Source organism: Pseudoselenomonas caprae (assembly GCF_008271345.1).
Taxonomy (GTDB): Bacteria; Bacillota; Negativicutes; order Selenomonadales; family Selenomonadaceae; genus Selenomonas_A; species Selenomonas_A caprae.
In genome coordinates this window covers 21,103-46,881 of the sequence record NZ_VTOZ01000025.1, presented here as the reverse complement: position 1 = coordinate 46,881, position 25,779 = coordinate 21,103, and the positions used below count along the sequence as shown (strand labels likewise).

The following is a 25,779-nucleotide window of genomic DNA, read 5'->3' as shown; positions in this document are numbered from 1 at the left end:
AAAAAAGAGATTGTCCGTCGCCAGGCGTTCGACAATCTCTTCCCTACACGCCACAATCAGGGCGCAGGTTTCACTATGATATTGACAGGAAGATTCGATGCCCCTGGCGGCGAGTAATAAAACCATACCGATCGGTCACCGGGATAGATGCCTAAGTCAGACAGCTCCGTTCTCTTGACGAGTATATCATCGCCTGGAGCCAGCCGGGACAGCAGTTCTTTCGATATTTCCAATATAGCAGCACCGAAGAACGGTGCCTTCGCTGGTACCGGCAGTAGTTTCTGTTCCGCCGTCTCAGTCACAGCTCGTATCGCGCCTGCATATACACCGCCCAATGGTGACAGGAAGTACTGCACAGGCTGGTTCCCCTTGATAGGTATATGGATACGGTAGACGACACCATAATTCCCCTCATTGCTCACCTTGCTGCCATCAGTCGCATCGATGCCGTCGCGGAACTTGTCGCGCTCATCATCGGCCACTCGGAAATACATGACGCCATCCTTCGCCGGATCATAGCGTTTCGTCACAGTCAACTGCCGGTTCATCCCCGTAAAGGTTCCACGCAGCCGCATCTCATCCTTGGGCAGGATTGGCAGTTCATATGCCGCCTGCAGCGGATCAGCATCCTCCCCAACCATGAGCACCGACACCTCCACAGGATGCAAAGCCTGGAAATCGTACATGCCCGCCACAAGCTCATCCGGCTTCAATACCACTTCAGCCATCGAGTCCTGCAATAAGCGGCGGCCGTCCCGCGTCAATACCAGCGTCTCATCCATCGACGCTGCAAAATAATCCAGCTGCACCGTCTTGCCGACAAAAAGGTAATCCTTGCTCGGCGCACCGCTGCCGCCCCGGGTCACTTTGACGATGTTCACCCCATCGTATTTATTGCGCAGCACGACTGCCAGCTTTTTCGGCACATCGGTATTGTTCAGATGATAGTAAAATACCCGTGCATCACCTGCCACCGTGTCACGATACAACACGCCATCCTGTTTTACATATTCAGGACTGTCCGAAAATAGCAGTGTACCGCCCTCATCCCTGCTCTCGGTCGGCAGCTCATGCATCACGCAGGGTTCCTTGCCCCACACCTCACTGCCCATGGAAGCCGGTCTTGTTGATGCCTTATTCAGGATGGTGTCTATCCGCTCTTTGATGTTCATTTCCTGTTGCCCCACTTCATGGCTGGATGCAGAAACCGGCTGCAGCTGGCAGCTGGTCATAGCGACAGCCAGCACACATGCAGCCAGCAATTTCTTTGCTGGCATCCGCTTGACAACTCTCAGCTTCAATGTTGCTTCACTCCTAACTTCGTCATGACCGCCGCTTTCCAAAGGCGCAACTTGAACTCCGTAAGCCCAAAACGCGGATGCGGGATATTCACACGCTGCAACAGATAGGGATTCGTGGCAAAGGTGTTGAGCCCGGCATCGCCTGTCACGGCTGTCAGATACTCATTTTCTGCCAGCATTCCCGGCATCGCATCAGTATAGGCCCCATTCGGGTAGGAAAAGCTGAATACAGTACGGATGCCATTCCACTCCATCAGGAGCTTCGATAAGCGCATCTCCTCAGCCTGCTTCTCTGGATCAAGATGTGTGAGCGGCTGATGGTTAGCCGTATGGCTGCCGATCTCAATGCCGCGGTCCTGCATATCTCGCAGCTGATCCCAGCTCAGGTAATTCGGCCGGCCGATATCATTGGTCACCATATAGACCACAGCCTTCATGCCACGCTCCTCAAGCATCGGCAGCATCGTCGTATAGTTATCCTCATATCCGTCATCAAACGTAAGGATGATAGGCTTGTCCGGCAGCTCCAGCTTGCCCTTCTTCGCCTTCATGAATTCCAGCATGGTAATCGTCGTATAGCCCTGCTGCTGCAAATAGTCCAGCTGCTGGCGGAACTCCTCCGGCGGCACGTTATACGCCCAGCCTTCGTCATTATCCGCATCATTGACCATATGATATTCGAGCACCGGCACTCCGTCCGGCATCGGCGTCAGGGCCAGCCAGCCAGCAAAAGCCAACAGCAGCGCCCCCGCCACCAGTAGTATTCGTTTGAAGTATTTCAACAGATTATCCTTTCTCTCATCACAGCTGGGCAGCTGGCAATTCCTCTGCCAGCTCGCGCAGCTTCCGCATCCGATGATTCATCCCCGACTTGCTGACTCCCAGCATATCCGCCAGCTCAGCCAGACTCGCATCGGGATGTGCGAGGCGCTGCTCCGCAGTCTGTCGCAACTTCTTAGGCAGTCGCGGAATGACCTCGGCCGCCTGCAGCCTGCGGATAGCCTCAAGCTGCCGCCCTGCAGCATCCACAGTCTTCTGCAGGTTGGCCGTCTCACAGTTCACCAGCCGGTTCACCTGTTCGCGGACCTCCTTGACATTGCGGGCCACCTCAAAAGCTTCTACCGCCTCATCAGCCTGGATCATCGCCAGGAAGTCCATGACCGCATCGCCTTCCTTGAGGTACACAACGTAGTCATCCTTCCGGTCGATGAACCCCACAGGGAAATCCATGCGTTTCAGAAGCGTATAGAGCAATTTCCCCAAGCTGTAGCTGCCGGTCACGAGCTCCAGATGATAGCTGGCCTCCGGACGGTTCACGCTGCCCCCGCCTTGGAACGCGCCGCGCAAGTAAGCTACGCGGCAGCAATTCTTTTTGAGGATAGCCATGTCCGTATCCATATTGAGGCTGTCATCATGCAGGAAGCCCAAAGTCTCCAGCAAGCCGGCAACATCTGGCGACGGCACCACACGCACCGTATAATTGTTGTTCTTGTTCAATTGGCGTGCACGGCGCACAGTGATCTCCGTGCGTATGCCGCCGCCTTCGCTCTTCAGCAGCTGCAGCGTCTTGCGCGCTACGGCCGCATTCTTGGTCGTGAAATTCAGGCCAAAGGTGCGGCGCAGGCCAAAGGTTATCGTCGCCCCCATGCGCAAGAGCGCCGCCAGCTCCGCCGTGCGGCAGCAGCTGCGGTCATAGCTCAGTCGTGCCAATTCATTCTTTACTTCCGTCGCAAATGACGGCATAGCATCTCACTCCTCCGCCTGTTCTCTACTCAAAGCCCTTCATAGCGCTAGGCTGCAGGCGGTAAACCATCTTCATGACGCTGCGGCAGAGCTTGTCCGGATCATGGCGGATAACGTCTGATTCATTGATGATATCTGCCTTGACAAAACCGATGCCCAGCGCATTGATGGCCTCCTCATCGACCTCGACGGGATAGGCCCCTTTTTCGGCATAATATGCCTGCATCTCCGACGAGATCGGATGACTGTTGACCAGCATGTAGTCGATGACCCCCTTGCCGCCATGATCGATGATGGCCTTGGCGTGCATCGAAGCCGTATAGCCATCCGTCTCTCCCGGCTGGGTCATCACGTTGCAGATATAGATCTTCACCGCCTTGCTCTTGCGCAAGGCCTCAGCCACACCACTAACCAAGAGGTTCGGCATGATGCTCGTATAGAGACTGCCTGGGCCAAGGATGATTGCATCGGCCGCAGTCAGGGCAGCCAGTGCAGACTGCACCGGCTGCGGATTCTCTGGGAACAAGCGCACGCGATGGATGCGCTTCTGCACCTCGGGGATATGTGACTCGCCCTCGACCACCGTGCCATCCTCCATGATAGCGTCAAGCCGTACATGCTCCTTCGAAGCAGGCAGAACCTGCCCCTTGACAGCTAAAACCTTCGAGGATTCCTGCAAGGCCTTCTCGACATCGCCAGTCACCTCATTCATCGCCGCGATGAACAGGTTGCCAAAGCTATGTCCAGCCAGCTCGCTCTTGCCGCGGAAGCGGTACTGGAACAACTTCTCCATCAAGGGCTCGGTATCAGCCAGCGCCACCAGGCAGTTGCGCAGGTCCCCCGGCGGAATGATGCCCAGCTCCTCACGCAGGCGGCCCGACGAGCCGCCATCATCGGCTACGGTCACCACCGCCGTGACGTTGCTGGTCGCGGACTTGATGCCGCGCAGCAAGACCGACAGGCCATGACCACCGCCGACCACCGTCACAGTCGGGCCCTTGCCCAGACGGCGTTTCTCATAGATGATATCCACGAGACGTTCCGAATTGTCCGGCAGCAGCACCGTGATGACCGAGCGGATGACAAACTTCGTCGCTACCAGCATCAGTGCTGCCCCCAGTACCACCACGGTTATGCCGATAAGTGTAGAAAACGTGTAATTGTAGCTGCCCTTCCAGAGATAGACCGCGCGGAAAATCGCTTCTTCGATGTAGTCGAGGTATTTATAGTTGAAAATCAGCGCCAAGCCCAAGCTCACCAGCATGACACCTGCCGAGAACAGCAGCAGCCAGCGCTTGAACTTCATGCCCGGATAGAGCCATTTCAATAAATGCATCTTCCCTTAACACTCCTCACGCACATGTTCATGAACATCATTCTTCATGAGGTCGCGATGCTCGAGTTTCACTGGGTACTTCTTCGCACTCAAGCGTTCATAGATATGCTTGGCGATGAACACGCTGCGGTGCATGCCGCCCGTACAGCCCACGGCAATGACCAGCTGGCTCTTGCCCTCCTTGACATACTGCGGCACGAGGAAATCGATCATGCCGTCAAGACGCTCGATGAATTCCTGCGTAACAGGCCATTTGGCTATATACTCTGCCACCTCTGGCACCGCCCCGCTCTTATGCCGCATCGTCTCGATATAGAATGGATTCGGCAGGAAACGCACGTCGAGCACCATGTCGGCATCCAGTGGCATGCCGAACTTGAACCCGAACGACAAGACATTGATATTCATCTGCTCACCTTCGGTGTTGCCGAACAGACGATGGATCTTGTCGCGAAGCTCCACCTTCTTGAGTTCTGAGGTATCGATGATATAGGTAGCCTTGGCCCTGGCCGGTGCCAGGCGTTCGCGTTCCTTGGCGATCCCCTCCGAAATACGCGAGGAAGGAGCCATCGGATGACGGCGCCGCGTCTCCTTGTACCGGCGGATGATGACTGGATCGGACGCATCCATGAACAGCATCTCATACGACACATCGTCGCGATCCATATCGTCAAGAGTGTGGATGAACGTATCGAAGAACTCGCGGCTGCGCGTATCGACAACGAGCACCACTTTGCCGACATGGCCGCCTGCATGCTTGCAGAGTTCGACAAATTTCGGGATGAAGACCGGCGGCAGATTGTCGATGACGAAATAGCCCAGATCCTCCATATAGCGGCAGGCCTGTGTCTTGCCGCCGCCCGACATGCCCGTGACAATGACAAAACGGAAGTCATCCTTTTTCGGCTGCACGAGTTCAGCCTCCATTTCATTCTCCATGATTTCACCTTCTATAAAAAAATATCGTTATATTCTACCTGTCAGTCCTGCGGGATGACATAGCGATAGATCGCCGCCGCAAAACCGTCCGCCTCGCAGTCCGTCGTCTCATAATCACAGACCGCCTTGACCGCTGGCACTGCATTGCCCATAGCGATCGCCTTTCCGGCGGCCTTGAGCATCGGCAGGTCGTTGTCTGCATCGCCGATAGCCATCGTATCCTCTATCGCGATAGCGAGCCGACTGGCCAGATTGCGGATGCCGGCCGCCTTGCTCACACCAGCATTGATGATTTCCGCATAGTTGGCATTGGAGCGCACAGGTGCGATCACATCGCCAAACGCCGCCCGCAGCTCCGCGATACGGGCATCGGTTTCCGCTGCACAGCTTGACACCGACAGCACCTTGCACACCTCATCCGTGTGCTGTTTGAGGCCATCCCAGCCCACAGCATGGCCCTGTATCTTCTGCGAAGCCTCATAAGCCTTGGCATTCTCATCGTATTCTGCATAATAGAGCTCATCCTTGCTGTACGTCTGCAAGTACCAGCCCCTGTCACGGCAGAAATCCACCACGCGGCAGACAAGCTCGGGATCCAGGAAGCTGCTGTACAGCACCTCACCACCCACAGTCTTTATGAGCGCACCGTTATACGTGATGATCGGCACATCGACGCCCAGTGCCTTCGCTACCGGCAGGGCCGCCTTGTACATGCGTCCCGTCGCGATCGTCACCGTGACGCCAGCCTTGACAGCCGCCTGTGCTGCCTCTATATTCGCGGCCGATACCTGCTGTCCGCCGGGCAGCAGCGTACCGTCCAGATCCGTTACAAAAAGTTTTACTGACATAATTTCTCCTCCTCAACAGCGGGGAATCCATCAATCCTATTTTCTCACATTGAGCGGAAAATGCAAGTAGGCAGAACCCTCTTGAAAAAACCGTACTTATATAAGATAATAAGATTACTAACATACGCAAAATACGTGTCAGAAAGGACGTTTCATATGTCTAAGCAGCCAATCACGCATCAGTGCAGCTTCTGCAAGCGCACGATCAAAGTCCATGATCAATACGATATGCCGATCTATGACCCGAATACCGGCTTTGCCATCTGCAAGAACTGTGTGCGCGAGATCAATCACTTCCTCGACGAGCACGACGCCGCCACCCAGCAGGAAGAGCATAAGGAATTCGCCGGCCAGCTCGACGATATCCTGGCCAAGAACAAGCCACATATCATCAAGCAGTATCTTGACGAATACATCATCAACCAGGACCGCGCCAAGAAGATCCTCTCCGTCGCGGTCTACAACCATTATAAACGCATGAAGTACGGCTATCAGAACGACGATGGCACCGAAATCGAGAAATCCAACGTTATCATGCTCGGCCCCTCCGGCTGCGGCAAGACGGCACTGCTCTCGCATCTGTCCAAGCTCCTCGACATCCCGTTTGCCGTAACGGACGCTTCGAGCCTCACCGAGGCCGGCTTTGTCGGTGCCGATGTAGAAGTCGCCGTGCGCAACCTCTACTATGCCGCCGACAAGGACATCGAGAAGGCCGAACACGGTATCATCTACCTCGACGAGTTCGATAAGATTGCCCGTAAATCCGGCGCCAACAACTCCATCACAGCCGACCCTGGCCACGAAGGCGTCCAGCAGGCGCTCTTGAAGATGCTCGAAGGCAACGTCGTCGAGTTCACTTCCCGCGGCCAGCGCAAGCATCCCGAGGCACCGACCATCAAAGTCGACACCAAGAACATCCTGTTCATCGTCGGCGGTGCCTTTGTCGGCATCGATGAAGTCATCGGCAAGCGCCTGTCCAAATCCTCCTCGATCGGCTTCGGTGCCGAGGTGCAGGGCAAGGACGACAAGCCGAAATTCGATGAGCTCATCCATAAGGTCCGTCCGGAAGACCTCATGCAGTACGGCATCATCCCGGAAATCATCGGCCGCCTGCCGGTCATCTGCACCCTCGAAACCCTCGACGAAGACGCGCTGCTGCGCATCCTGACCGAGCCCAAAAACGCTCCCGTCAAGCAGTATGAGAAACTGCTGGCGATGGACAACGTCCAGCTCGAATTCGAGGAAGATGCCCTGCGTGCTGTCGCCAAGAAAGCCATCGAACGCAAGACTGGTGCTCGCTCCCTCAAAGGCATCATCGAGGATGTCATGCTCGACATCATGTTCGACATCCCGAAATCCGAGGAGCCGCGCAAAGTCATCATCACTAAGGACTGCATCGAAAGCGGCGCCAAGCCCAACATCGAAAAACTCAACAAATAAAAACATGCAAAAAGCCTTCCCGCGGGAAGGCTTTTCTTGTACGCCGATAGCATCAGATATCCATCGACGTGATATTTTCCTGTTTCATAAACTGCGATAGCTTGTAGATGCCTGCCATGACTTCCTGATAGTTCTCCGGTGTCAGTGACTGCGGGCCATCCGAAAGCGCCTTGGCCGGATTCGGATGCACCTCCATCATGAGGCCATCAGCGCCGGCAGCGATAGCTGCAAACGCCATCGGCTTCACCATGCGCCATTTGCCCGTGCCGTGGCTCGGATCGACGATGATCGGCAGATGCGAAAGGTGCTTGACCGCTGCCACAGCACTGAGGTCGAGGGTATTGCGCGTATACGTCTCATAAGTGCGGATGCCGCGTTCACAGAGAACGACATTCGGATTGCCGGCATTCATGATGTACTCAGCCGCATTGAGCCACTCATCGATAGTTGCCGCCAGGCCGCGTTTCAAAAGGACCGGCTTGCCGCATTTGCCGACTTCCTTCAAGAGCCCGAAGTTCTGCATATTGCGTGCGCCGACCTGAAGCATATCCGCATACTTCACGACGCTTTCGATCGCCTCTACCGTCGTGACCTCCGTAACGACACGCAAACCCGTACGCTCACGCGCCTCGGCCAGATATTTGAGCCCTTCTTCTTCCAGGCCCTGGAAAGAGTACGGTGACGTACGCGGCTTATAAGCACCGCCGCGCAGGAACTGAGCACCGGCCGCCTTGACGATATCAGCTGCCTCAAACAGCTGCTCCTTGGACTCGACTGCACAGGGGCCCGCCATGACCACCGGCGTACCATCGCCGATCTTGATGCCGGCGACATCGACAACGCTGTTCTGCGGATGGAATTCACGGCTGGCCAGCTTGAAGCTCTTGGAGATAGCTACGCTCTTCTCCACGCCCGGCATGACATCGATGGCCACATCGGCCACCTTCGTCTTGTCGCCAATGACGCCGACAATCTTCTGCTGGCTGCCCTCCATGACTTTGGCTTCCAGCCCTGCGGCCGTGATCACCTCGATGACACTCTTGATTTCAGCTGCCGTTGCATCTGGGTTCATGATAATAACCATAGATTCTGCCTCTTTTCCTTTAACGTTTATATACACGGTTCATTCCACAATCAAGACGGGGAATGTCCCGAGATTCTTGAGCCAAATGCTCTTTTTCGCCACAGCCGCGATGGATTCCTGCAAGACATCCACAGCAGCCGTGTACTCAAGGTCAAAAAAGAAAATATACGCCCCAAGCTCTGTGCGCGCAGGCCGCGACTCGATGCGCGTCATATTGATGCCACGCTGGGCAAATTCCTTCAGGACATCGTAAAGCGCACCGGCTTTTTGTCCATCAATCTGGCAGATGATCAGCACCTTTTCCTTCGGCAGGCATTCCGCACCAGTTCCACGGCGCCGCACCTGAAAGAAACGCGTGCAATTCGCCATATTGTCCTGGATCTCGGCCGCAACCGTCGAAAGCCCCGTAAGCTCACCAGCCCGCTTCGTACAGATGGCCGCCCAGCCCGAAGACGCAGGTTCTGCCGCCACGAGCTCTGCTGCGCGCGCCGTGCTGGCAACCTTCACGATCTCCGCCTGGGGATAGTGCTGCTGCAAATAGGCACGGCACTGCGATATCGGCTGCGGATGCGAGAAGATGCGCTTGATTGCAGCGCCATCGCATTTAGCCATCAGCTGGTTGTGCACCGGCCAGATAAGCTCACGCATGACCTCCAAGGATTCACTGCGCGCCAGCGTGTCCAGCGTGATATTGATTGCCCCTTCCAGGGAATTCTCCACAGGAACCAGTGCCGTATCCAGCCTGCCCTCCTCGACATCCTGCAGACACGCAAAAAGATCAGGAACCGTCACCAGCTCGCAACGCTGCGGCAGCTGCTCATTCAGATAGCTTGCCGCGGCCTCGCTATGCGTCCCCTTGGGCCCCAGCACCCCCATCGTCTCGCTCATAGCCAACATCCTCCCATCCTGCCTTGCAAAAAGGCCCCGTCCTCCGAAGGACAGGGCCTTGAATGGTATTATGATAACACACAGCCATCATAATCGCAAGCAATATTTAAAACGTTACATATTTTATGCGCACGGCAAAAACATATGTCTCAAAGACTGTCTTTCAGCTTCAGCAGATCCGGACAGAGATCGCCGATTGAACTCGCAAGATCTTCCTTGGGCTGCAAGATATCAAGCACAGGCTGCATAGTTGCCTTGAATTTCTCATCGTCCTGCATGAGCACGAGGATCGCGCTCGTATTGATGGCATCGGCCAGCGCCGTATGCTGCTCGCCCTCGAATTTATGATCCATCGCCCCGAGCGCATGCTTGAGCGCCAGGCTGTTGTGCAGACCCAGACGGTCGTCAAACTCCTGCTGCAGGTCAACCCAGCGGCTGTCGAGCCACTGCACATCAAAATCCGGCATCTTGAAACGGCATTCCTTCTTGAGCTGCTTGATATCCGACATGCTCCAGGAATAGATGCGCGTTTCCTCCTCGCCAATCCAGTCGACGAAATTCTGGAAACAGATTTCGTAGCTGTCCTTGCCCTCGACCATGGCCTGAGTGATACCCGTCAGATTCGTGATATGCTTCTTGATGGGACCATAAGCGGGTGCCACATAGCACTGGAACTCCGCCTCCTGCTCGAACTTCTCGTTGAGCCGCACTGCACCGAACTCAATGACCTCCTCATTGATCTTGCGGCGCACCTCGCGGAACTCCCGGCTTACCGGATTCATCTCCAAGTCGACGACAACATACTTCATCTGTAACCCCTGCACTTTCTGTACGTTTTCTTCTATCTTCTTATTCTACGTTATCCCGCCATTTTCTTCAATAGGATTCTATGCTATCATAAGATGGAATCGACCACGGAAAGGATTTTTTGCTATGAAAAACTACCGTCTCTATCTGTTTGACTTTGACTATACGCTGGTCAACTCGGAATCTGCCATCCTCAAATGCTTCCACATCACGCTCGACAAGACTGGCTGGCCGCAGCGCGACGATGATACCATCCGCTGCACGATTGGCCTGCCGATGCTCGACGCCATAAAACGCGTCATCGATTCTGACGATGACCGCCAGGCCCGCGAATTCCTCGCTGTCTACAAGCACGAGGCCGACCGCTATATGACGGAGGGCACCCATTTCTTCCCCCATACGGTCAGCACGCTTCAGGCCCTGCGCGCCCGCGGTGCCCGCATCGGCATCATCTCGAGCAAGACGCGCTCACGCATCCAGGAAAAATTCGACCGCGACAATGTGCCGGAGCTCATCGATCACATCATCGGCAGCGACGATGTCAGCGCCCATAAGCCTGACCCCGAAGGGATCAGAAAAGCACTGGCCTGGTTCGACGTACCACCAGCTGACGTACTCTACACCGGCGACAGCTATGTGGACGCTGGTGCTGCCCAGAATGCCGGCGTGGATTTTGCCGCCGTGACCACTGGCACCACATCCTGCGAAACCTTTGCCAAGTATCCCCATGTGAAGATCATGCAGGACATCGCCGGATTGCTGGCATAACAAAAGCCTTCCTTGCAGATAAGGAAGGCTTTTCTATACACAAAATTACATCAGCATGCCAACGGCTGCCCCGCGACTGTGATTGTTGAGGCCGCCGAGCGCACCAGCAGACTGCTGGCTGAGGCTCTGCATGCCCTGCTTGATAGCCCAGAGTGCTGCCTGCTCCTGGGTATTCGAGCTGGCGAGATTCACCGACTCCTTGGCAATATCTGCCGAGTCCATCGTCTCTGCCGTAGCCACGAGGTTCTCTTCCTGCGTCGTGTAGTTCGACGACTGGTACGTGAGCCCCTGCTGCGCGGCACCGATATTCGTTGCCTGATCGGTAGCCGCATTCAAAGCGCTGTCTACCTTGTCGAGAGCTGCGCTGATCGATGACGCATCCGTCAGGTCGATCGTGCTCTTGCCCTCACTGTCCGTGAGCCCAAGGCCCTGCGACGTCATGTTGCCCAGGCTGACCGTATTGTACCCGTCAGCCCCAGCCACCGTTATCGACTGGCTGCCATCGAGCAGCTTCTTGCCATTATACGTCACCGACGCATTATCATCGATGGACGAAATGGTCTGCTCAACCGACTTCTGCAAAGCTGCCAGATCCGTGTTGCCATTCGTGCCATTGGCCGCCTCAAGCAGGGTGGAGCGCAGCGAGGACAGGCTGTTGACTGTTTCGTTGACAGCACCGGCTGCCGTCGACAGCATGGAGTTCGCCGTCTGCGTATTGCTGTTCGACTGCGCCACCGCGCCGATATTGGAATACGTGCGCTGGATGATCGCATAGTCAGACGGGCCATACGAGGCACTAGGATACTTGGAACCAGTAGCGATCTTCTGAACACTGCTGCTCTGGGCCGACTGGACCTTATTCAGCGTGTTCAACGAGTGATTGACACCACTCATGATGCCATTGATGCTCATAAGCATCCTCCTTTCTCTTCTTTTCCCAAAACCTTATAGCGAAAGCCCACGATTCTACGCAGGCTTTTCCACTTATATTATAAAAGAAATCTGCCCGTTCCGCAAGAAAAATCATTATCTGCACCGATAAAACCTTGCAAAAAGATAACAATAATGATAAAATAAATGAGTCGATGCGGGTATAGTTCATCGGTAGAATGCCAGCTTCCCAAGTCTGTATTCTATCGTAAGGGACAAATCCAGCAAGCCAGACAGGACAAGGCTTCACGGCTTGTCAAAAAATCTCGGTTCCAGCAGGTTGCACCTTATCCGCACCTTATGGAGCAAAAACATCATATTGCGGGCATAGTTTATCGGTAGAATGGCGGCTTCCCAAGCCTCAGAGGGCGGTTCGACTCCGCTTGCCCGCTCCATTGAACTTTATGCGGTTGCGTTGGCAACCGCTTTTTTGATGTATTCATTTCTTCGCTTCGTCCCCCTCCTTCGATTCCCGCAAACTCTGCAAGTGGTTGGACATAATTTGTGCCGTTTCCCGCTTCTGCTTATCCAGCGGATGCAGGTAGATTGATGTGGTACGGATATTGGTATGGCCTAACATACTCTGCACGGTTGTAAGAGCCGCGCCATGGTTCAACGCATAAGTGGCTGCCATATGGCGCAGCGAATGTACCGTAATGCCAGGCAAACCGTGTTTTTTCGCTAATCCTCTCAGCCACCCTGCAAAACTATTCGGTGCCTCTGGCACCAATTCTTCATTTCGCAGCCGTACCGCCAGGAAAATATAGCCATGCGTATTTTCATATCCCTTGTTCTTCAAATACTTCAGTTGATTCTCCCGGTGCAGCATCAGTAAATCCATCACATATTCATCCACATAAACACTTCGAACCGATTCTGCTGTTTTCGGCGCAGAAATTTCCACTTTCCTGCTGTTGACATACTTCTGAGCCTTATTGATGTGTACCATATTATTTTTCCAATCTATATCCTCCCAAGTCAAAGCTATAATCTCACTTTTCCTTGCCCCTGTAAGCAAAGCCAGATAAAACATGGCCTTATGCTTCAAAATGTAAGGATAATCAGGCAATTCCTCCACTATCCGTAAAAATTTCTGCAAATCTTCCTCCTCCCAAACGGGATAGTGATGATAGTTAGGCTTGGGCCATTCATCACGAGGAATATCCCGGCAGGGATTCTTGCCCAGTATTTTCCAATCAACGGCCTTATTGAAGACATGATTGACCAGCTTAAAGTGTTTATGAACCATGGTCGCTGACAACCTGCCATCCTTTGTTCTGGCCCGTGGATTTTTTTCCACACGCAGTTTCTCCACAAAGTGACGAATCTGCTCGCCTGTTATATCACTTATCCTCATATCCCGAAATTCATCCATAATCCGGCCATTTAGCATGTCTATCTGCATATTCCTCGTACTAATGGCCTTTTTGGCATTATGTCTCTTGTCCCACAATGCTACCAAATCTTGAAACAGCATATGCTCATCACCGCCTTGCGGTGTAGTTGTAATCTCCAAGTAGAACTCATCCAAGGCTTTCTTGGCCGCTCGCATGGAAGTAGCCGTTACCCGCTTACTTTTTCGTATCTGCTTGCCATTAGCATCATAACCCAGAGAAATTCTAAGCTCCCATCTGTTATTGCCCCTGTTTATTACGGTTCCAGCCATGCTGACACCTCCTGTCTAAAAAATTAAGGGGAGAGTCAACGCCCTCCCCAATCAATATCAAGCTGATTTTATTCACGCCGTCGCTGCCGCTTCATCTGTGGTCGGATTCATAGCCATTTCCATAAAGCTGATGGCATAATCCTTGGCCTGTTCCGTAACCTTGGCAATAGCCTTCTTTTCCTCATCCTCCAATAATCGCACCGTGGCAAAAGTCAGCTGGGAATAGGTTATCCCTGTGGAGCTGACAGCCTTTTTCAAGCTGATTTTTGTTACCACTTCGCTGAGCTTGCGGAATTTGGACAAATGATGCTTGGCATAGGCCTGCCATGATTTCAGCGAACCTGTGGGTACAGACAGCATAATGGGAAATGCCTCGCCCTCCCGCAGTACATAGAGCATCCGCCGATTTTTGCAAGCCTTGCCGGTTCCTTCCCGGCTGCTGCCATACTGGTTCAGATGGCAGTTACGACACTGGCCACCGGGATTGCCAATGCCCTGCCGTCCATCGAAAGAGCAGCAGTCAGGTGGCTGATGCCCCCCCTGATAAGCCTCTGCATAATAAGCGTAGGCGGGGTGGTGGAGGACAATCACCCCCACAATCTCCTTCACAGCTTCGCTTTCCTCGTCATCTGCCACCTCAAAGACTGTGGCTCCCGCCGAGGGAAACTTCAGCCTGTCCAACTGAAACTCCATACCTGCATACTCCGTAGCCATAGCCTCCTGCAAGAACTCCAGCCCCTTGTTGTCAGCAAAACCTGTCATTGCTTTTTCGCCCTGTTCAACCTTGGTAATTTCTTTCGTAGTCATAATTCTTCTTCCTTTCTCAACCTGCTTTGCTTTCCTGTTCCAGCCTTAGCTGCTGCCCGTATGGACAGTTTTCCCGTCCGTCGCAGTAGCTAAGGCATTTTATATCATTCCACCGCTCCTTGGCGGTGCAGACTGGTGGCAGATGTTTATTCTCTATCGCCTTGGCCAGAAGTTTAGCCTTATGCTGAAAGTAACGCTGAATCCAGCAGTCACTTATTTTATGGATAGGAATGATATACACCGGGCGGGTTATGCCCCGCTCGGCAGCAGTCCGCAAACTGCTGTCCCGGCACATAGCCTGTATAAACATCCTTTTTACCGTAAAGCCTGCCTGTTCCAGCAAGATACGATAATAGTTGAGCTGAATCGCCCAATCCATCACAAAGCGCACACCATCATAGCGCAGAACCTTCCTGGTCTTGGGCTGTCCCTTGCGCAGCCCCGATTTATAGACCTCTCCTGTTTCAATTTCTTCCTTATATATTCCTAGAGCCTTCATGAGCTTGTAGGAACTGGTAACTTTCAAATCCCCCAGCACGCCTTCTTCCTCGTCAATGATTTTGCCAAAGAGGTCAAATTTGCCACTGGTAATCTTATCCTGCAAACGGATTTCGCTCAGGATTTCTCCCTCGGTATGATTCTCATTGATGGTATGCACCGCCTGCCCATGCAGGGCATAGAGAACACTTTGCGGATCTACGGCGTAATTGCTGGTCTTTTTGAGATAAGTTTCCCGCACACCGGCAATCAGCTCTGTGACCGTTGGTTCCGTCAGCCCCCGATCCAAAGATTTGGCTACTGCCCGCAGAGTTGGCAGAAACATACAGCGTTCATCCTGTATACATCCAGCCAAACAACTGGCAATGGGAACTTTTTGCCCATTGGGACAGATAAATTTTGTAGCCGGCATATTCCTCACCCTTCCATACAGTATTCACGCACATCCTCATAGAGTTGTTGCAAGATTCCATCCCCATACATCTGCCTGTACCGTTCAATTTCTTCCACGGCGAAAAATTCCATCAGCCGCTTATAGATGCGCCGTTGCCCCTTTGATAGATTCTGCTTCACTGCCGCATAGCCATAATTCTGCCAGTCGGCCAGCCAATCGCATTCCTGATAATCGTACTGTGAAAAATCATCCTGGCTTGCTTCGGCCACCATTTCTCCAACCTTGACAATGGTATTTTCCAAATGACGGCAGTTAATATACTCATGGCGGGTATGGGCATCATAGTAGCCGGAAGAGAGATTGACCGCCGCTACGCCCAAAACTGGGGCAATCAAGGAAATATCGCTAAAGGAACCATACTGTGTCAAAAAGCCATGACTGTTAATATAGTCTTCAAACTCCGGATTGCCACAATCGTAAAATACCGCATCATTCCTGCCCCTGCGGTCAATTTCCACCAACATTTTCATATTGGCAAGTTCTTGGGGCAATTTCTCCTGCTCATACTCCTCCACAAAGGCTTTTGCACCATGTCCGCCGATTTCTTCATCACAGGTAAACAACAGCCAAGGTTTCTTCTCAGCCTCAGCATAGATGCGCTGCAGGGCATATACCCCACAGCGGTCATCCCCGCCAATGCCTTGGGGAGACATCATAATGCTACCATCCTCGCTGATACAAATAGTATGTACAGGTTCCTCATGCACCGTATCCAAATGGGCCACCAGTAAAACCGGTACATCGCCACGTACAAGGAGGAACTTCCCCTGACGGGCAATGCTGTTCTCATTATATTGGCGCAGAAGCGATCTAAAGAGCTGTGTCTGGCTTGCCTTGATACAATCTTTGAGCGTCATCATGCTGCCTGCCCTCCTTCCTCCGTATGCTGAGACTGACAGCTACGGCAAAGCATACTGCCATCTTCCTGTACGGTCATCTCTTCCCGCGGGTGATATTCCCCACATTCACGGCAATACGCATAATACTGATTGCGGCAGGCTGCACAGACTCTGATTGATGCCCCCTCCGCATCATAGACCGGATAGGTCGTATCCACATATTCCTCGCATTCGTCGCACCTTTCTTCATCCCTGTCCTCTGCCTCATCATCACAATCATAGCAATACAGATTGGCAGATATTTCTTTGCCACATGAAATACAAAGGCCATAGGTGCCCAAATCGAAGCGTTGGTAATCCTTGGCATGGTCATTCCTTATGCTGATTTTCGTATCAAAATCAGCATAAAACCAATCTGCGTACCCGCCAAAGCCTTCACCTGTGCCAATAACGCAATGACTGTTGTTATGGTAGGTATAGGTCTGCCACAGATTTACCGCACCCTCCAGCTCGGAAATTTCCCGCTGAACCAAATCCCGATAAAGCTGCATGTCCTCCTGTGCCCCATAAGTTCCGCCGCTGGTATTGTACAAACGGCTTTGCAACAAAACGCCATTTCCCGGCATATATCCAAAAATCTGCCGCATTGTCTTGCGGTTATTCAAGGTTTCCGGATTTTTCGGATCGGCTGCCACGAAGACAATAAAGCTGTACTGGTCACGGGCATAGCCAGAACAGCCATTGTTGTACTGATAGCTTGTAGAATTAAAGGAATGGCAACTGGTCAGTGTATCGCCACGCTTATCATTCTTGGGATTGCTCATGGTAATGAAATGAGCAGGATTCAAGGACACATACAGCTTGAAATCAATCTTACGGGAAGAAAGCTCATCTGCGAACTGGGCATAAAGCCGCTGGAACTCACTGCCTGCGGCATTGTCTGTCACCCCAAGGCCATCACAAAGACTGCGGAAAATACGGCTGGGCTTCTTATTCAGCGCAAAGGCTTTGGGCACAAGCTTTTCCATGGCATCAATGGCCGGCTGCGCATCTTCCTCCGGATAGCCAAAGAACCTAAGCGCCAAATCCAGCAGGGTATTTTCCGTGACACGCATCTTCTGACGGGCAGGAGCCAGAATTCTCTCGGCCAAGCACAGCACTCTCGCATAATCGGGATTATGGGTGCGGGTGCCATTGATAACCATAGCATCCAGTTCCTCATCCCAAACAGGGGACTTACGGAACAAGTCCCGCAGCTTCTGCTTATAATATGTATTGTCCCTAGCCAGCTTATGCACAAAAACATCGCTGACATCATCCAGTACAGCCGTATTGCAGGTATGGGCACGGTAATCATCCAGTGCCTGCCAAATATTTTTCTCAGCTAATTTTACTTTTTCTTCCATTTCCATGATCTTTGCCTCCTAATTTTCAAAACAACAAAAAGCGGTGCCCCCAACGGGAAAGCACCGCTCAAAACCTTATAAAATTACGCCGTTTCTAACTGCAAGGGCAGGGGAGTAATGTTCTTCATTACCTTGCTGGCTACAGGTATAAGCCCTCTCGGCACAGGCATAGCCAGAATCTCTCCGCCAATCCGTTCCAAAGCTGTTGCCCTATCATAAGATGCAGAAAGCTGGCTGGCAGCTGTTACCGCATTAAAGAGTCCATAACGGCTGTTGTCCCCGCCCTTAAAGAGCTGACGAAGCACATCCCCCTGCTCGCTCTGCGTCAACTGGAATTTATCCGCCAAAACTTCAACTTCTTTTACAGGATCATGTTCCAATGGAATATTCATGGACTCCCGCATCTTATCTACGGTCAGCATAAACTTGCTCTCGTCCACGGCACAGCGCACAATATCCTGCACCTTCATAAAGAACGCCCGGTCATCCTGTGCCAAGGTTTCATCCGAATAGATTTCGTAAGCCTCATCTTCTCCTTCCACTTGACGGCCAACATGATACTTCTTTTTGGCGTAATCTTTGACAATCAGGCCATTCTTGCAGACCAGCCGATAAATCAACGGCTCAACCCGCAGGCTCCCCATGCCAATCTCACTGTTGGATATGCAAAAACCAGCCTGCACCACATCGCCCACAGCCACCTCAGCCTTCATCCGCTTATTGATGACCTTCAGGTACATATGAGATTCCGTTACCTCACAGCTTTCAATGCTGGCCCCCTTCATATCTTTGATAACTGGCAACACCGCCGCACATAGCTCCAAATGGTCAAGCCGCCGATAGCGGTCAGACAGAAATGCCCGCACCTTGCCATCCATTACCCGCAGCAACCTGCGCTCCGGCGTCTGCTGAAACCACACATTCACATTGTTATCCAGCAGGGTAGGGGAGAGTGTCTGCATCTTCTGATAGTAGCGGTAGGGGATTTGCAACCGGGTGGCAATCTGCTGATGAGCAAAATCCTTCACACCAAAGGATTGGGGCTTGCCACCCACATTAACCTTTATGGCCGATTCCCCATCCTCCGTGACAAAATCCAGACTGCGGGTGTCTGCCACAAAATCCTTGCGACTTAACCGCTGCCGTTCCAACTCTCTGCCTAAGTCTACCAAAGTTTTTCCTTGCTTCATGATTCATCCGTCCTTTCTTCAATGACCTTGGGGCATAAAAAGGACAGGTCTTTCGGCCTGCCCAGAAAACTTTCTATGTCCCCTTTTTATGTTCCGAGTGTACCTCGGATGCGAAGCAATCGCAGGTACCCTCACTGCTATAATATATCATTGAAAAACGACGTCCTATCCATGTATCAGCTTACACTCCCTCATAACTACAAATAATCAAAGATGGTGTTAAATAATCATTTGTATGTCTCGGCACCATAACATAATGATAAATAAATTTAAGGGAGGAATCGATCATGATTCTTGACAAGAGAATTCTTAACACAAGTGAAGCAGCTTATTTACTCGGTATAAGCGATCGCGGTGTCTATCAGCTCATCCATTCTGGCAAACTCTGTGCCTACAAGGATGAAAACCACTATGCCTGGCATATTCCCGAGGAATCCTTGAAACATTACATGGATGCACGCCTAACAGAAATGAACCCGTCTACAGCTCCTAACCATTAAGTTATTATTCAACAACACTACAACATCTAAATAAAAATACTTAGGAAAGGTTGTATCATCATGAATAATGACTACACAGAATTGCTAACCGTAGAGGAGCTTTGTAATCTACTAAAAATAAGCCCTACTGCTGCCTACCGCCTCGTATCGTCCGGAGAACTAAAATGCTTCCGAATAGGACGTGTCTGGCGCATTCCACGGGAATGCGTCAACGAGTACATCAAAGAGCATAGTTTACATCACAACTAAAAAAATAGGGACTTGGCATTATGCTAAGTCCCTTCTTTATTCTTATCAGATTCTCAGATTCTATTTAATCAAACAAACCTAAAATTGAATCTTTTGCTCTGTTCATATTATGACTAGCATAATCAGACACGGTATCTCTAACACTAGCACCTTTTGAACGATTACAATGTTTGCACATACACTGCAAATTGTCCAACCCATCACCGCCACCATACTTTTGCGGTAGAATATGGTCAATATCAGCATCACCTTTTCTTAGTTTCCTGCCACAACGAACGCAAGTATACCAGCCATAATTCGACTTTGTATTGTTAAAGTAATTATCTCTGTACCCCATATTATCACTGCTCTCCATAACCACGATCTTTAAGTATCTGTGCAGCCATCATACGCTGAAGTTGCGTACCACCTCGTCTCCTATGCACATAATCAAACAATGTTTCATCATCATAGCATTCCATTTGATTACGAACATTTTGCATCTCTTCACCTTTCTTCGCTGCATAGTTCAAACCTTTTCCAAGAGTATCCCAAAATCCCATAAATATTATCCTCCTTATATAAAGAACCTATTCTATTTTAATAACACCCAGAATTTTCATCCTTGACAGGCGTTTGTGATCTGAGAAAATTGAGCAGCTTGTATAGCGATTCTATCTTTCGCCATATCAGCAAAAGCAATGCTTATAATAAAGCATTACTTAAGCGGTACTGCTGAAACATCATCTTTTTCTACTGTAAGTTTCCCATCTGCACTATATACAGCCTCTACCAAATGCCTGTCATCACTTTCTTTTCCATATACTTCTGATTTTGTACCATAAGAGAATTTCACCACATAAGCCACCCTACTCTGTTTTAATTCCTCAGATGTACAATCATCATAATTTTCCTTGCCATTAGGATACTGAACAAATGCACCTATATTGACAGATTTCGATTTGTCATCGCCTATTACAACCAATTTTCCTTTTTTATCTTTAACATACTGATCTACGCTATTTATGATATTTTGATATTTTTCATTATCAAGAATAGTTTCGGCAAAGGCTTTTCGGGAAATGCCCTTATCCTTATCATATAAATCGAACCACTTCCCAACTCGACCTCCATGTAAAGTAACTCGTACCAGAGAAACCTTGCCATCCTTTATTTTTATATCAAAACCATTCACTGCTCCTAAATGCTTATCCGGGGTAATATTCGGATTAGCTACTATAATGCTAGCAGTACTTTCCTTCCAGCTTAGAGAGTTAAAATCCACACCACAATCATCCAGGACTTTCACAACCCCCTTTAAAGCTTCCTCATTAAGAGAATATCTCTTTGCTAACGGAATCAGAAAATCTAATTTCTGTTTCTCTGTCCATTCGCTCGAGGACTTTGATGATTTAGCTGAAGTAGACACCTGTTTGTCCTGCTTGGCAGAACTTGAATTTTTGGCATTATCATCGCCACAACCGGCAACAACCATTGCCAACGCTACCCCTAGTGCAATAAAAGCTTTTTTCATAACCCCACTCCTAACTACAATAATTCACGTTGCAATAAAATAAGACACTATTTTACTCAACTTTCCCAGCATAAATTACAGAACAAACCTCCCGTGAACTCCTCCATCATTTTTCAATCATTTAATTCATTCCACCACATCTGCTTTTCCTGCTCATTGAATGTTACCAACATAGACATATCAATTTGTAATCCATCTGCAATATCCAGTAACAATGAAACAGATATATTATCATTGTACTTACCACGTTCAATACGGCTTAGAACACTTTTACTCACGCCAATCTTATTCGCTAGATCAACTTGGTGCATGCCCCGCAATGTACGATAATATGCAATCTTAGCGCCTATTTGCTTGAATATAATTGCTTTTCGAACATCCACGAGCTCACCTCCATCTCCTTTTTATTATCTCATATCTGGAATTCGAAAAAGTTTCTAGCCTTGAACACTAATAGCCTAAATACGAAACTTAGCAGCTTACACACGCCGTCCTTCAGATTTCACATCACATTGGCTCCTCTTAGTGTTAATCTACGACCATCCCGCTATCGGATAGCTCAGCATTTTGTGGTGCGCCCAAACTGGGCGCACCACAAAAGGGCTTCGAGATACGTCTCGAAGCCCTAGATATCTATATTTTTTGTATCAAGCTCTAATTGTCTGCATCAACTACATTTTAGTACAATCTGCGTCATCATCCTTTGCTTTCTTCGTTTTTCTGAGTATACGGTCCACAATATCAGGGGTACTACACCAATGATGATGGTGTCTCTCTACTTGTTCCCATCTTTCCTCAAACTCCTCCTCCCTTAAATCGTCTTTTCTTACACGTATGAACTTATCTACAATACTACTCACCCCAATCGCCTCCTTTACATATTACGCATACTCTTCCTTATAACTATCAAATTCCCATTGCCTGATACAGGCTCTCGTCAACCACCCGCCTATGCCGCTTCAACACTGGGCTATAGCCGGTCTTGTCATCAAAAAATCTCATATTATATGCCGACACGAAGGCCACCTCTGCCGTATTGGGTATCATTGGATCACCTTCCGCATGACTATAATCACGATTGATATCCCAATCCTGCCACTGTTCTCCCAATTTATAGGCTATGGACTTCCTGCCCCAATGGTAACGGAACCGCACGGTAAACACATCCCCAATGACATAGGGGCCACCAACGTAGGTGTCGTGCTGGCGCCAATAGTCATCAGAAAAGGTTACCGACACCAGATTTATGGCAATTTGGTAGTTGGGCGGTTCATACTGTTCCACCATCACGGATGTCCTATCAGCATACCGCCCTACTCCCATACCACCATCCACCAGTACAAGGTTTCCATTTTCCAGAGTCGCAGGATACGCACTGGCAAAGGCCGTTGTCATAAGCAGCACCATTGCCAGCGCGGTCAGCACAGCAGCTCTCATTAACGTATGCAAAGCAATCATCTCCCATCATCATACTGCTACTCCGTTAAATTCGCCACTGTACCTATGCAATCCTCTCCCACAACGTAACAATCTTTACCAGCGATCATCCATCTCATAACCGTACTGCTTTATCTCCGACATCCCTACTCGCCTTAGTATATCACTGATAGCCTCTTTCAATTCATACAATCGTCTTTTCGGCAAATCAAACCGCTCTCCCGTTTCAAAGTCAATATTGTTGGCAATGATATGCAGATGCGGGTATGCACCGTCGAAGTGTACAGCAGAAACCACTTGAAATTGTCCATAAAATCCAGCTATAAGCATAGCAATTCTCTGGCTAACTTCATAAAACTCCTTCAACGATACGACATCAAAATCGTCCGCCTCCGGGCTTAATACGTAATGGTAATGCGTCTTTCCCCTATTCTGGTTATAAGCATCCTTAACATACATCATCTGCTCGAATGGTGCTGTGCCTGAAACATTAACCGCGTATATGTATGATGTCCGCGTAGCTTCCACCCTGCGAATATACGTTAGTCTGTCCTGTAAATGTGCTGTACTTTCATGGGTATAGTTTACAACCTTAAAAATCGACAATTTCATCCATCTCCTTCGCCGCTTTCTCCTCTACCCTAGTTACAACAAGCCTTTTCCCTTCTATCTGCGCTTCCATCTCTGCCAATTTTACAGGGATTGGTTTATCCATAGGAGCATTATATTGGATTTCACTTTTAAGTGCTTCGATATCACTTTTTACCGCATCAATTTCATCCAATACAAACTGACACTTCTTGTTTACTGATTCTTGTATTCTAGGCAATTGCCGTATAACTTCAGCAGCATCATATCTGATTACTACATTCCCATCTGCATTTATAAGCCTCCTCATCAACTCGCTCTTACTTACGCCAGCCTTAGCTGCCTTGTCCTCTAATTTCCTATACTCAGTCTCAGACAATTTGACATTAAACTTACGTACATTACCTTCCATTTTCATGAAAAATCCTCCTTAAAATTGTACTTACATTCCCTATCTTGAAGATAACCCCATCCCCATATTCCTATAGTTCCCTTCTATTAACATCACCTCCCTTCATAGGGTATAGCCTATAAACATGTACCTTAACCTTCCTATATGTCCCTAACAGTTTACTCATATGCAGGTATCCATCATTACCTAAGGTAACTATCAGTATATTATTCATATGTTAGTGTATTGTATAAAATTATTACCTTTTAAGAAGATATACCATTATCCATCACCATATGGTTCATACCATGCTTGTTAATACGCATACTCTTAAAGCATTTCGATAAGATGCTTGCTGTCTCTCTCCTTTGCTTGTCTAACGAATGTAAATAGATAGCCGTAGTTCTAATGTCCGTATGCCCTAGCATTGCCTTTACCGTTGTCAACGTTGCTCCATTATTCAAAGCATACGTTGCTGCCATATGCCTTAGGGAGTGTACTGTGATATGGGGCAGATTGTGTTTTTTGCACATCCCCTTAAGCCAGATGTATAAGCAATTAGGCGTTACAGGACACACCTTACCGTTCCGAAGCTTCGAGGCCAGAAACACGTATCCATGTTCATTCCCCAGCCTATGCTCCAAGAGATATTCTATTTGCATTTCCCTATGTTTCCTCAAAAGTTCCATCACATAATCATCTACGTAAACCACCCTGTTTGACTCTCTTGTCTTGGTTTCCGAAATCTCTGCATTTTTGCTGTTGATGTACTTATAGGCCTTGTTGATGCTTATCGCATTATTCTTCCAATCAACGTCTTCCCAAGTCAATGCGCTGAACTCCTCACGCCGGGCTCCACTGGATAAAGCCAAGTAGAACATTGCCTTATGCTTTACATTGATGGCTGTATCCGGCAGGTATTCCAAGATAGTTAAGAAGCGTTGCAAATCGTCCTCCTCCCAGATAGGATGCTGATGATAATCCGGTTTGGGTTTCAAGCGGCTTGGAATATCATCACAGGGATTCTTCCTGAGCATATGCCACTCGACTGCCTTAGACAGGATATGGTTCAGCAGCTTATAGTGCTTGTGTATGGTTGTGGCCGATAACGGCACCATTTTATCAGAATGCCTCTTCCTGTCTTTTATGCGAATCCTTTGTAAACCATCCATAAAATCTAGGATATCCTGCGTAGTAATCTTAGCCAGGGGTACCCCCTTGAACACATCCAGAATCCTGTCATTTAAGATTTGCAGGTGCGTAATTCTAGTGGTTAAGGCCAAATTAGCGTTATGCTTTTCATTCCAAATCTGTGCGAAGTCTCCGAAGGTCATATCCACATTATTCTCCTCATCCCTTTGGATGATTTCATAATAGAACTTGTCCAATGCCTGCTTGGCTGCTCTTTTGGACGTGGCAACGATCCGTTTAGTCTTGCGCTTCTGCCTCCCATTGCAATACCCACAAGATACTCTAAGTTCCCAAGTGTTTCCGCCTCTATTAATAACTGAACCTTCCATTGTACTTACCTCCATAAAAAAAGAGCCCCATTCGCTTCTGAATGAGGCTCAGCACCGCTACTTCTCACATATTGAATTTTGCCTTTGCATACGCAGGCCTGCTGAAATTGAGCTCAGCCCATTTCTCCAGTTCTGCCTTTCTATACAAGTATGACTTTCCCATCTTCATGGCAGGTAACACACCGGTCCTTGTAAGACGTAATACCTTGTGATAACTGCACTCCCCATTAAAGAATTTCTCCGCTACTTCCTTTGCTGTCATAAACTCTGCATTCATAATGATGCCTCCTTGAATTTGGATTTATCATCATGTATAGTCAGTTTTAAATTTTGATATTTGTCTATGTATATAGGCACATAATTGTAGTTATTTGTATATATGAACTTTGATATCCATTGTGGTATCTCAAAACCGTATTGGACTCACACTTAATATCAGTATGAAAAAATTTTTACTATTACTGAGGTCTTATATATAGCTGCCGTAGCGAATATGTTGCGTAGCACATAGCTTGATAAAATTTATCATTTACAAGAACGCAAGCCAATGGCCTCCCCCCTTATTCTAAAAGCCTAGCAGCAATATAGAAGGCCCCTAGTTTAGATTGCGACAATCATATTCACGTCTCTTCTGCTA

At 49.6% G+C, this 25,779-nt stretch carries 29 protein-coding genes and 1 tRNA gene; 5 read left to right on the top strand and 25 right to left on the bottom strand.

Going from position 1 to position 25,779, the window contains the following annotated elements:
• Positions 1-56: 56 nt before the first annotated feature.
• The 6 genes from FZ041_RS11190 to FZ041_RS11165 are packed head-to-tail and all read right to left on the bottom strand — an operon-like array spanning position 57 to position 6,167.
• Positions 57-1,301 (bottom strand): copper amine oxidase, encoded by a 1,245-nt coding sequence (locus FZ041_RS11190; protein ID WP_149189616.1) that lies wholly within the window; start codon positions 1,299-1,301, stop codon positions 57-59.
• Positions 1,298-2,083, bottom strand: coding sequence for a polysaccharide deacetylase family protein (locus FZ041_RS11185; RefSeq protein ID WP_439653969.1), 786 nt, complete (start codon positions 2,081-2,083; stop codon positions 1,298-1,300). The genes FZ041_RS11190 and FZ041_RS11185 overlap by 4 nt, the downstream gene beginning before the upstream one ends.
• Positions 2,084-2,102: 19 nt before the next feature.
• Positions 2,103-3,044 carry a DNA-binding protein WhiA gene (gene whiA, locus FZ041_RS11180; protein ID WP_075445714.1) on the bottom strand — a complete coding sequence of 314 codons (942 nt, stop codon included), beginning with the start codon at positions 3,042-3,044 and terminating at the stop codon, positions 2,103-2,105.
• A 25-nt stretch (positions 3,045-3,069) separates the two neighbouring features.
• On the bottom strand, positions 3,070-4,380 hold the full coding sequence (locus FZ041_RS11175) for a gluconeogenesis factor YvcK family protein (protein WP_149189615.1): 1,311 nt from the start codon (positions 4,378-4,380) through the stop codon (positions 3,070-3,072).
• Positions 4,381-4,386: 6 nt separating this feature from the next.
• Entirely contained in the window at positions 4,387-5,319 is a 933-nt protein-coding gene (rapZ, locus tag FZ041_RS11170; protein ID WP_082336335.1) for an RNase adapter RapZ, read from the bottom strand.
• A gap of 41 nt (positions 5,320-5,360) precedes the next feature.
• Positions 5,361-6,167 carry a Cof-type HAD-IIB family hydrolase gene (locus FZ041_RS11165; protein ID WP_075445712.1) on the bottom strand — a complete coding sequence of 269 codons (807 nt, stop codon included), beginning with the start codon at positions 6,165-6,167 and terminating at the stop codon, positions 5,361-5,363.
• 156 nt (positions 6,168-6,323) lie between these two features.
• Here FZ041_RS11165 and clpX point away from each other — a divergent pair, with 156 nt between their 5' ends.
• On the top strand, positions 6,324-7,607 hold the full coding sequence (gene clpX / locus FZ041_RS11160) for an ATP-dependent Clp protease ATP-binding subunit ClpX (RefSeq protein ID WP_149189614.1): 1,284 nt from the start codon (positions 6,324-6,326) through the stop codon (positions 7,605-7,607).
• A gap of 52 nt (positions 7,608-7,659) precedes the next feature.
• Here clpX and aroF read toward each other — a convergent pair whose 3' ends face one another.
• From aroF to FZ041_RS11145, 3 genes are all read right to left on the bottom strand, one after another.
• Entirely contained in the window at positions 7,660-8,691 is a 1,032-nt protein-coding gene (aroF, locus tag FZ041_RS11155) for a 3-deoxy-7-phosphoheptulonate synthase (protein WP_075445710.1), read from the bottom strand.
• 39 nt (positions 8,692-8,730) lie between these two features.
• Complete coding sequence (gene pheA, locus FZ041_RS11150; RefSeq protein ID WP_149189613.1) at positions 8,731-9,579, bottom strand: prephenate dehydratase; 849 nt, start codon at positions 9,577-9,579, stop codon at positions 8,731-8,733.
• A 149-nt stretch (positions 9,580-9,728) separates the two neighbouring features.
• Positions 9,729-10,388 carry a 3'-5' exonuclease gene (locus FZ041_RS11145; protein ID WP_075430884.1) on the bottom strand — a complete coding sequence of 220 codons (660 nt, stop codon included), beginning with the start codon at positions 10,386-10,388 and terminating at the stop codon, positions 9,729-9,731.
• 124 nt (positions 10,389-10,512) lie between these two features.
• Here FZ041_RS11145 and FZ041_RS11140 point away from each other — a divergent pair, with 124 nt between their 5' ends.
• Positions 10,513-11,154 carry an HAD family hydrolase gene (locus tag FZ041_RS11140; RefSeq protein ID WP_075445708.1) on the top strand — a complete coding sequence of 214 codons (642 nt, stop codon included), beginning with the start codon at positions 10,513-10,515 and terminating at the stop codon, positions 11,152-11,154.
• A 45-nt stretch (positions 11,155-11,199) separates the two neighbouring features.
• On the opposite strand, the gene FZ041_RS11135 is transcribed toward FZ041_RS11140, so the two are convergent.
• Positions 11,200-12,066, bottom strand: coding sequence for a flagellin (locus FZ041_RS11135; protein WP_075445707.1), 867 nt, complete (start codon positions 12,064-12,066; stop codon positions 11,200-11,202).
• Between the two features lie 339 nt (positions 12,067-12,405).
• Between FZ041_RS11135 and FZ041_RS11130 the strand changes: the two genes are divergently transcribed.
• Positions 12,406-12,479: transfer RNA gene (locus FZ041_RS11130), tRNA-Gly, on the top strand.
• Positions 12,480-12,523: 44 nt separating this feature from the next.
• On the opposite strand, the gene FZ041_RS11125 is transcribed toward FZ041_RS11130, so the two are convergent.
• The 6 genes from FZ041_RS11125 to FZ041_RS11100 form a co-directional block, all read right to left on the bottom strand.
• The gene (locus FZ041_RS11125; protein ID WP_149189612.1) at positions 12,524-13,750 is read right to left on the bottom strand and encodes a tyrosine-type recombinase/integrase; all 1,227 of its coding nucleotides are present in this window, start codon (positions 13,748-13,750) and stop codon (positions 12,524-12,526) included.
• Between the two features lie 72 nt (positions 13,751-13,822).
• Positions 13,823-14,557 (bottom strand): hypothetical protein, encoded by a 735-nt coding sequence (locus FZ041_RS11120; RefSeq protein WP_149189611.1) that lies wholly within the window; start codon positions 14,555-14,557, stop codon positions 13,823-13,825.
• Between the two features lie 16 nt (positions 14,558-14,573).
• Positions 14,574-15,380 (bottom strand): hypothetical protein, encoded by an 807-nt coding sequence (locus FZ041_RS11115; protein WP_255449377.1) that lies wholly within the window; start codon positions 15,378-15,380, stop codon positions 14,574-14,576.
• Positions 15,381-15,472: 92 nt separating this feature from the next.
• Positions 15,473-16,369, bottom strand: a complete 897-nt coding sequence (locus FZ041_RS11110) for a zinc-binding metallopeptidase family protein (protein ID WP_149189609.1) — start codon at positions 16,367-16,369, stop codon at positions 15,473-15,475.
• The gene (locus FZ041_RS11105) at positions 16,366-17,760 is read right to left on the bottom strand and encodes a TraR/DksA C4-type zinc finger protein (RefSeq protein WP_149189608.1); all 1,395 of its coding nucleotides are present in this window, start codon (positions 17,758-17,760) and stop codon (positions 16,366-16,368) included. The genes FZ041_RS11110 and FZ041_RS11105 overlap by 4 nt, the downstream gene beginning before the upstream one ends.
• Positions 17,761-17,837: 77 nt before the next feature.
• On the bottom strand, positions 17,838-18,944 hold the full coding sequence (locus FZ041_RS11100; RefSeq protein ID WP_149189607.1) for a DUF932 domain-containing protein: 1,107 nt from the start codon (positions 18,942-18,944) through the stop codon (positions 17,838-17,840).
• A 287-nt stretch (positions 18,945-19,231) separates the two neighbouring features.
• On the opposite strand from FZ041_RS11100, the gene FZ041_RS11095 reads away from it, so the two are divergent.
• Both FZ041_RS11095 and FZ041_RS11090 read left to right on the top strand, forming a co-directional pair.
• Entirely contained in the window at positions 19,232-19,444 is a 213-nt protein-coding gene (locus tag FZ041_RS11095) for a helix-turn-helix domain-containing protein (protein WP_149189606.1), read from the top strand.
• A 60-nt stretch (positions 19,445-19,504) separates the two neighbouring features.
• Entirely contained in the window at positions 19,505-19,693 is a 189-nt protein-coding gene (locus tag FZ041_RS11090) for a helix-turn-helix domain-containing protein (protein WP_149189605.1), read from the top strand.
• A gap of 64 nt (positions 19,694-19,757) precedes the next feature.
• Here FZ041_RS11090 and FZ041_RS11085 read toward each other — a convergent pair whose 3' ends face one another.
• The 9 genes from FZ041_RS11085 to FZ041_RS11045 form a co-directional block, all read right to left on the bottom strand.
• The gene (locus tag FZ041_RS11085) at positions 19,758-20,030 is read right to left on the bottom strand and encodes an HNH endonuclease (RefSeq protein WP_149189604.1); all 273 of its coding nucleotides are present in this window, start codon (positions 20,028-20,030) and stop codon (positions 19,758-19,760) included.
• A 4-nt stretch (positions 20,031-20,034) separates the two neighbouring features.
• Positions 20,035-20,235, bottom strand: coding sequence for a hypothetical protein (locus FZ041_RS11080; RefSeq protein ID WP_149189603.1), 201 nt, complete (start codon positions 20,233-20,235; stop codon positions 20,035-20,037).
• A gap of 155 nt (positions 20,236-20,390) precedes the next feature.
• A complete protein-coding gene (locus tag FZ041_RS11075; RefSeq protein ID WP_149189602.1) occupies positions 20,391-21,206 on the bottom strand; it encodes a hypothetical protein in 816 nt (271 codons plus the stop codon).
• A 113-nt stretch (positions 21,207-21,319) separates the two neighbouring features.
• A complete protein-coding gene (locus FZ041_RS11070) occupies positions 21,320-21,589 on the bottom strand; it encodes a helix-turn-helix domain-containing protein (RefSeq protein WP_149189601.1) in 270 nt (89 codons plus the stop codon).
• A gap of 523 nt (positions 21,590-22,112) precedes the next feature.
• Entirely contained in the window at positions 22,113-22,655 is a 543-nt protein-coding gene (locus FZ041_RS11065) for a hypothetical protein (RefSeq protein ID WP_149189600.1), read from the bottom strand.
• A gap of 84 nt (positions 22,656-22,739) precedes the next feature.
• Positions 22,740-23,249, bottom strand: a complete 510-nt coding sequence (locus tag FZ041_RS11060) for a relaxase/mobilization nuclease domain-containing protein (protein ID WP_187626369.1) — start codon at positions 23,247-23,249, stop codon at positions 22,740-22,742.
• Positions 23,236-23,649, bottom strand: coding sequence for a plasmid mobilization protein (locus FZ041_RS11055; protein ID WP_149189598.1), 414 nt, complete (start codon positions 23,647-23,649; stop codon positions 23,236-23,238). Before FZ041_RS11055 ends, FZ041_RS11060 begins: the two co-directional genes overlap by 14 nt.
• A gap of 239 nt (positions 23,650-23,888) precedes the next feature.
• Positions 23,889-25,142: a tyrosine-type recombinase/integrase gene (locus FZ041_RS11050; protein WP_187626368.1), complete on the bottom strand. Its 1,254-nt coding sequence runs from the start codon at positions 25,140-25,142 to the stop codon at positions 23,889-23,891.
• A 64-nt stretch (positions 25,143-25,206) separates the two neighbouring features.
• Positions 25,207-25,419 (bottom strand): helix-turn-helix domain-containing protein, encoded by a 213-nt coding sequence (locus tag FZ041_RS11045; protein WP_149189596.1) that lies wholly within the window; start codon positions 25,417-25,419, stop codon positions 25,207-25,209.
• Positions 25,420-25,779: the final 360 nt, after the last annotated feature.

What these genes read in the sequence shown, in the direction of transcription:
- FZ041_RS11145 (WP_075430884.1), bottom strand. Translation starts at nt 10,388, where the DNA reads ATGAAGTATGTTGTCGTCGACTTGGAGATGAATCCGGTAAGCCGGGAG.
- FZ041_RS11110 (WP_149189609.1), bottom strand. Translation starts at nt 16,369, where the DNA reads ATGATGACGCTCAAAGATTGTATCAAGGCAAGCCAGACACAGCTCTTT.
- FZ041_RS11175 (WP_149189615.1), bottom strand. Translation starts at nt 4,380, where the DNA reads ATGCATTTATTGAAATGGCTCTATCCGGGCATGAAGTTCAAGCGCTGG.
- FZ041_RS11050 (WP_187626368.1), bottom strand. Translation starts at nt 25,142, where the DNA reads ATGGAAGGTTCAGTTATTAATAGAGGCGGAAACACTTGGGAACTTAGA.
- FZ041_RS11055 (WP_149189598.1), bottom strand. Translation starts at nt 23,649, where the DNA reads ATGAAAATGGAAGGTAATGTACGTAAGTTTAATGTCAAATTGTCTGAG.
- FZ041_RS11120 (WP_149189611.1), bottom strand. Translation starts at nt 14,557, where the DNA reads ATGACTACGAAAGAAATTACCAAGGTTGAACAGGGCGAAAAAGCAATG.
- FZ041_RS11125 (WP_149189612.1), bottom strand. Translation starts at nt 13,750, where the DNA reads ATGGCTGGAACCGTAATAAACAGGGGCAATAACAGATGGGAGCTTAGA.
- FZ041_RS11135 (WP_075445707.1), bottom strand. Translation starts at nt 12,066, where the DNA reads ATGAGCATCAATGGCATCATGAGTGGTGTCAATCACTCGTTGAACACG.
- FZ041_RS11165 (WP_075445712.1), bottom strand. Translation starts at nt 6,167, where the DNA reads ATGTCAGTAAAACTTTTTGTAACGGATCTGGACGGTACGCTGCTGCCC.
- FZ041_RS11100 (WP_149189607.1), bottom strand. Translation starts at nt 18,944, where the DNA reads ATGAAGCAAGGAAAAACTTTGGTAGACTTAGGCAGAGAGTTGGAACGG.
- FZ041_RS11140 (WP_075445708.1), top strand. Translation starts at nt 10,513, where the DNA reads ATGAAAAACTACCGTCTCTATCTGTTTGACTTTGACTATACGCTGGTC.
- whiA (WP_075445714.1), bottom strand. Translation starts at nt 3,044, where the DNA reads ATGCCGTCATTTGCGACGGAAGTAAAGAATGAATTGGCACGACTGAGC.
- FZ041_RS11045 (WP_149189596.1), bottom strand. Translation starts at nt 25,419, where the DNA reads ATGAATGCAGAGTTTATGACAGCAAAGGAAGTAGCGGAGAAATTCTTT.
- FZ041_RS11115 (WP_255449377.1), bottom strand. Translation starts at nt 15,380, where the DNA reads ATGTTTCTGCCAACTCTGCGGGCAGTAGCCAAATCTTTGGATCGGGGG.
- FZ041_RS11105 (WP_149189608.1), bottom strand. Translation starts at nt 17,760, where the DNA reads ATGGAAATGGAAGAAAAAGTAAAATTAGCTGAGAAAAATATTTGGCAG.
- FZ041_RS11090 (WP_149189605.1), top strand. Translation starts at nt 19,505, where the DNA reads ATGAATAATGACTACACAGAATTGCTAACCGTAGAGGAGCTTTGTAAT.
- pheA (WP_149189613.1), bottom strand. Translation starts at nt 9,579, where the DNA reads ATGAGCGAGACGATGGGGGTGCTGGGGCCCAAGGGGACGCATAGCGAG.
- aroF (WP_075445710.1), bottom strand. Translation starts at nt 8,691, where the DNA reads ATGGTTATTATCATGAACCCAGATGCAACGGCAGCTGAAATCAAGAGT.
- FZ041_RS11095 (WP_149189606.1), top strand. Translation starts at nt 19,232, where the DNA reads ATGATTCTTGACAAGAGAATTCTTAACACAAGTGAAGCAGCTTATTTA.
- FZ041_RS11075 (WP_149189602.1), bottom strand. Translation starts at nt 21,206, where the DNA reads ATGAAAAAAGCTTTTATTGCACTAGGGGTAGCGTTGGCAATGGTTGTT.
- FZ041_RS11085 (WP_149189604.1), bottom strand. Translation starts at nt 20,030, where the DNA reads ATGGGGTACAGAGATAATTACTTTAACAATACAAAGTCGAATTATGGC.
- rapZ (WP_082336335.1), bottom strand. Translation starts at nt 5,319, where the DNA reads ATGGAGAATGAAATGGAGGCTGAACTCGTGCAGCCGAAAAAGGATGAC.
- clpX (WP_149189614.1), top strand. Translation starts at nt 6,324, where the DNA reads ATGTCTAAGCAGCCAATCACGCATCAGTGCAGCTTCTGCAAGCGCACG.
- FZ041_RS11080 (WP_149189603.1), bottom strand. Translation starts at nt 20,235, where the DNA reads ATGGGATTTTGGGATACTCTTGGAAAAGGTTTGAACTATGCAGCGAAG.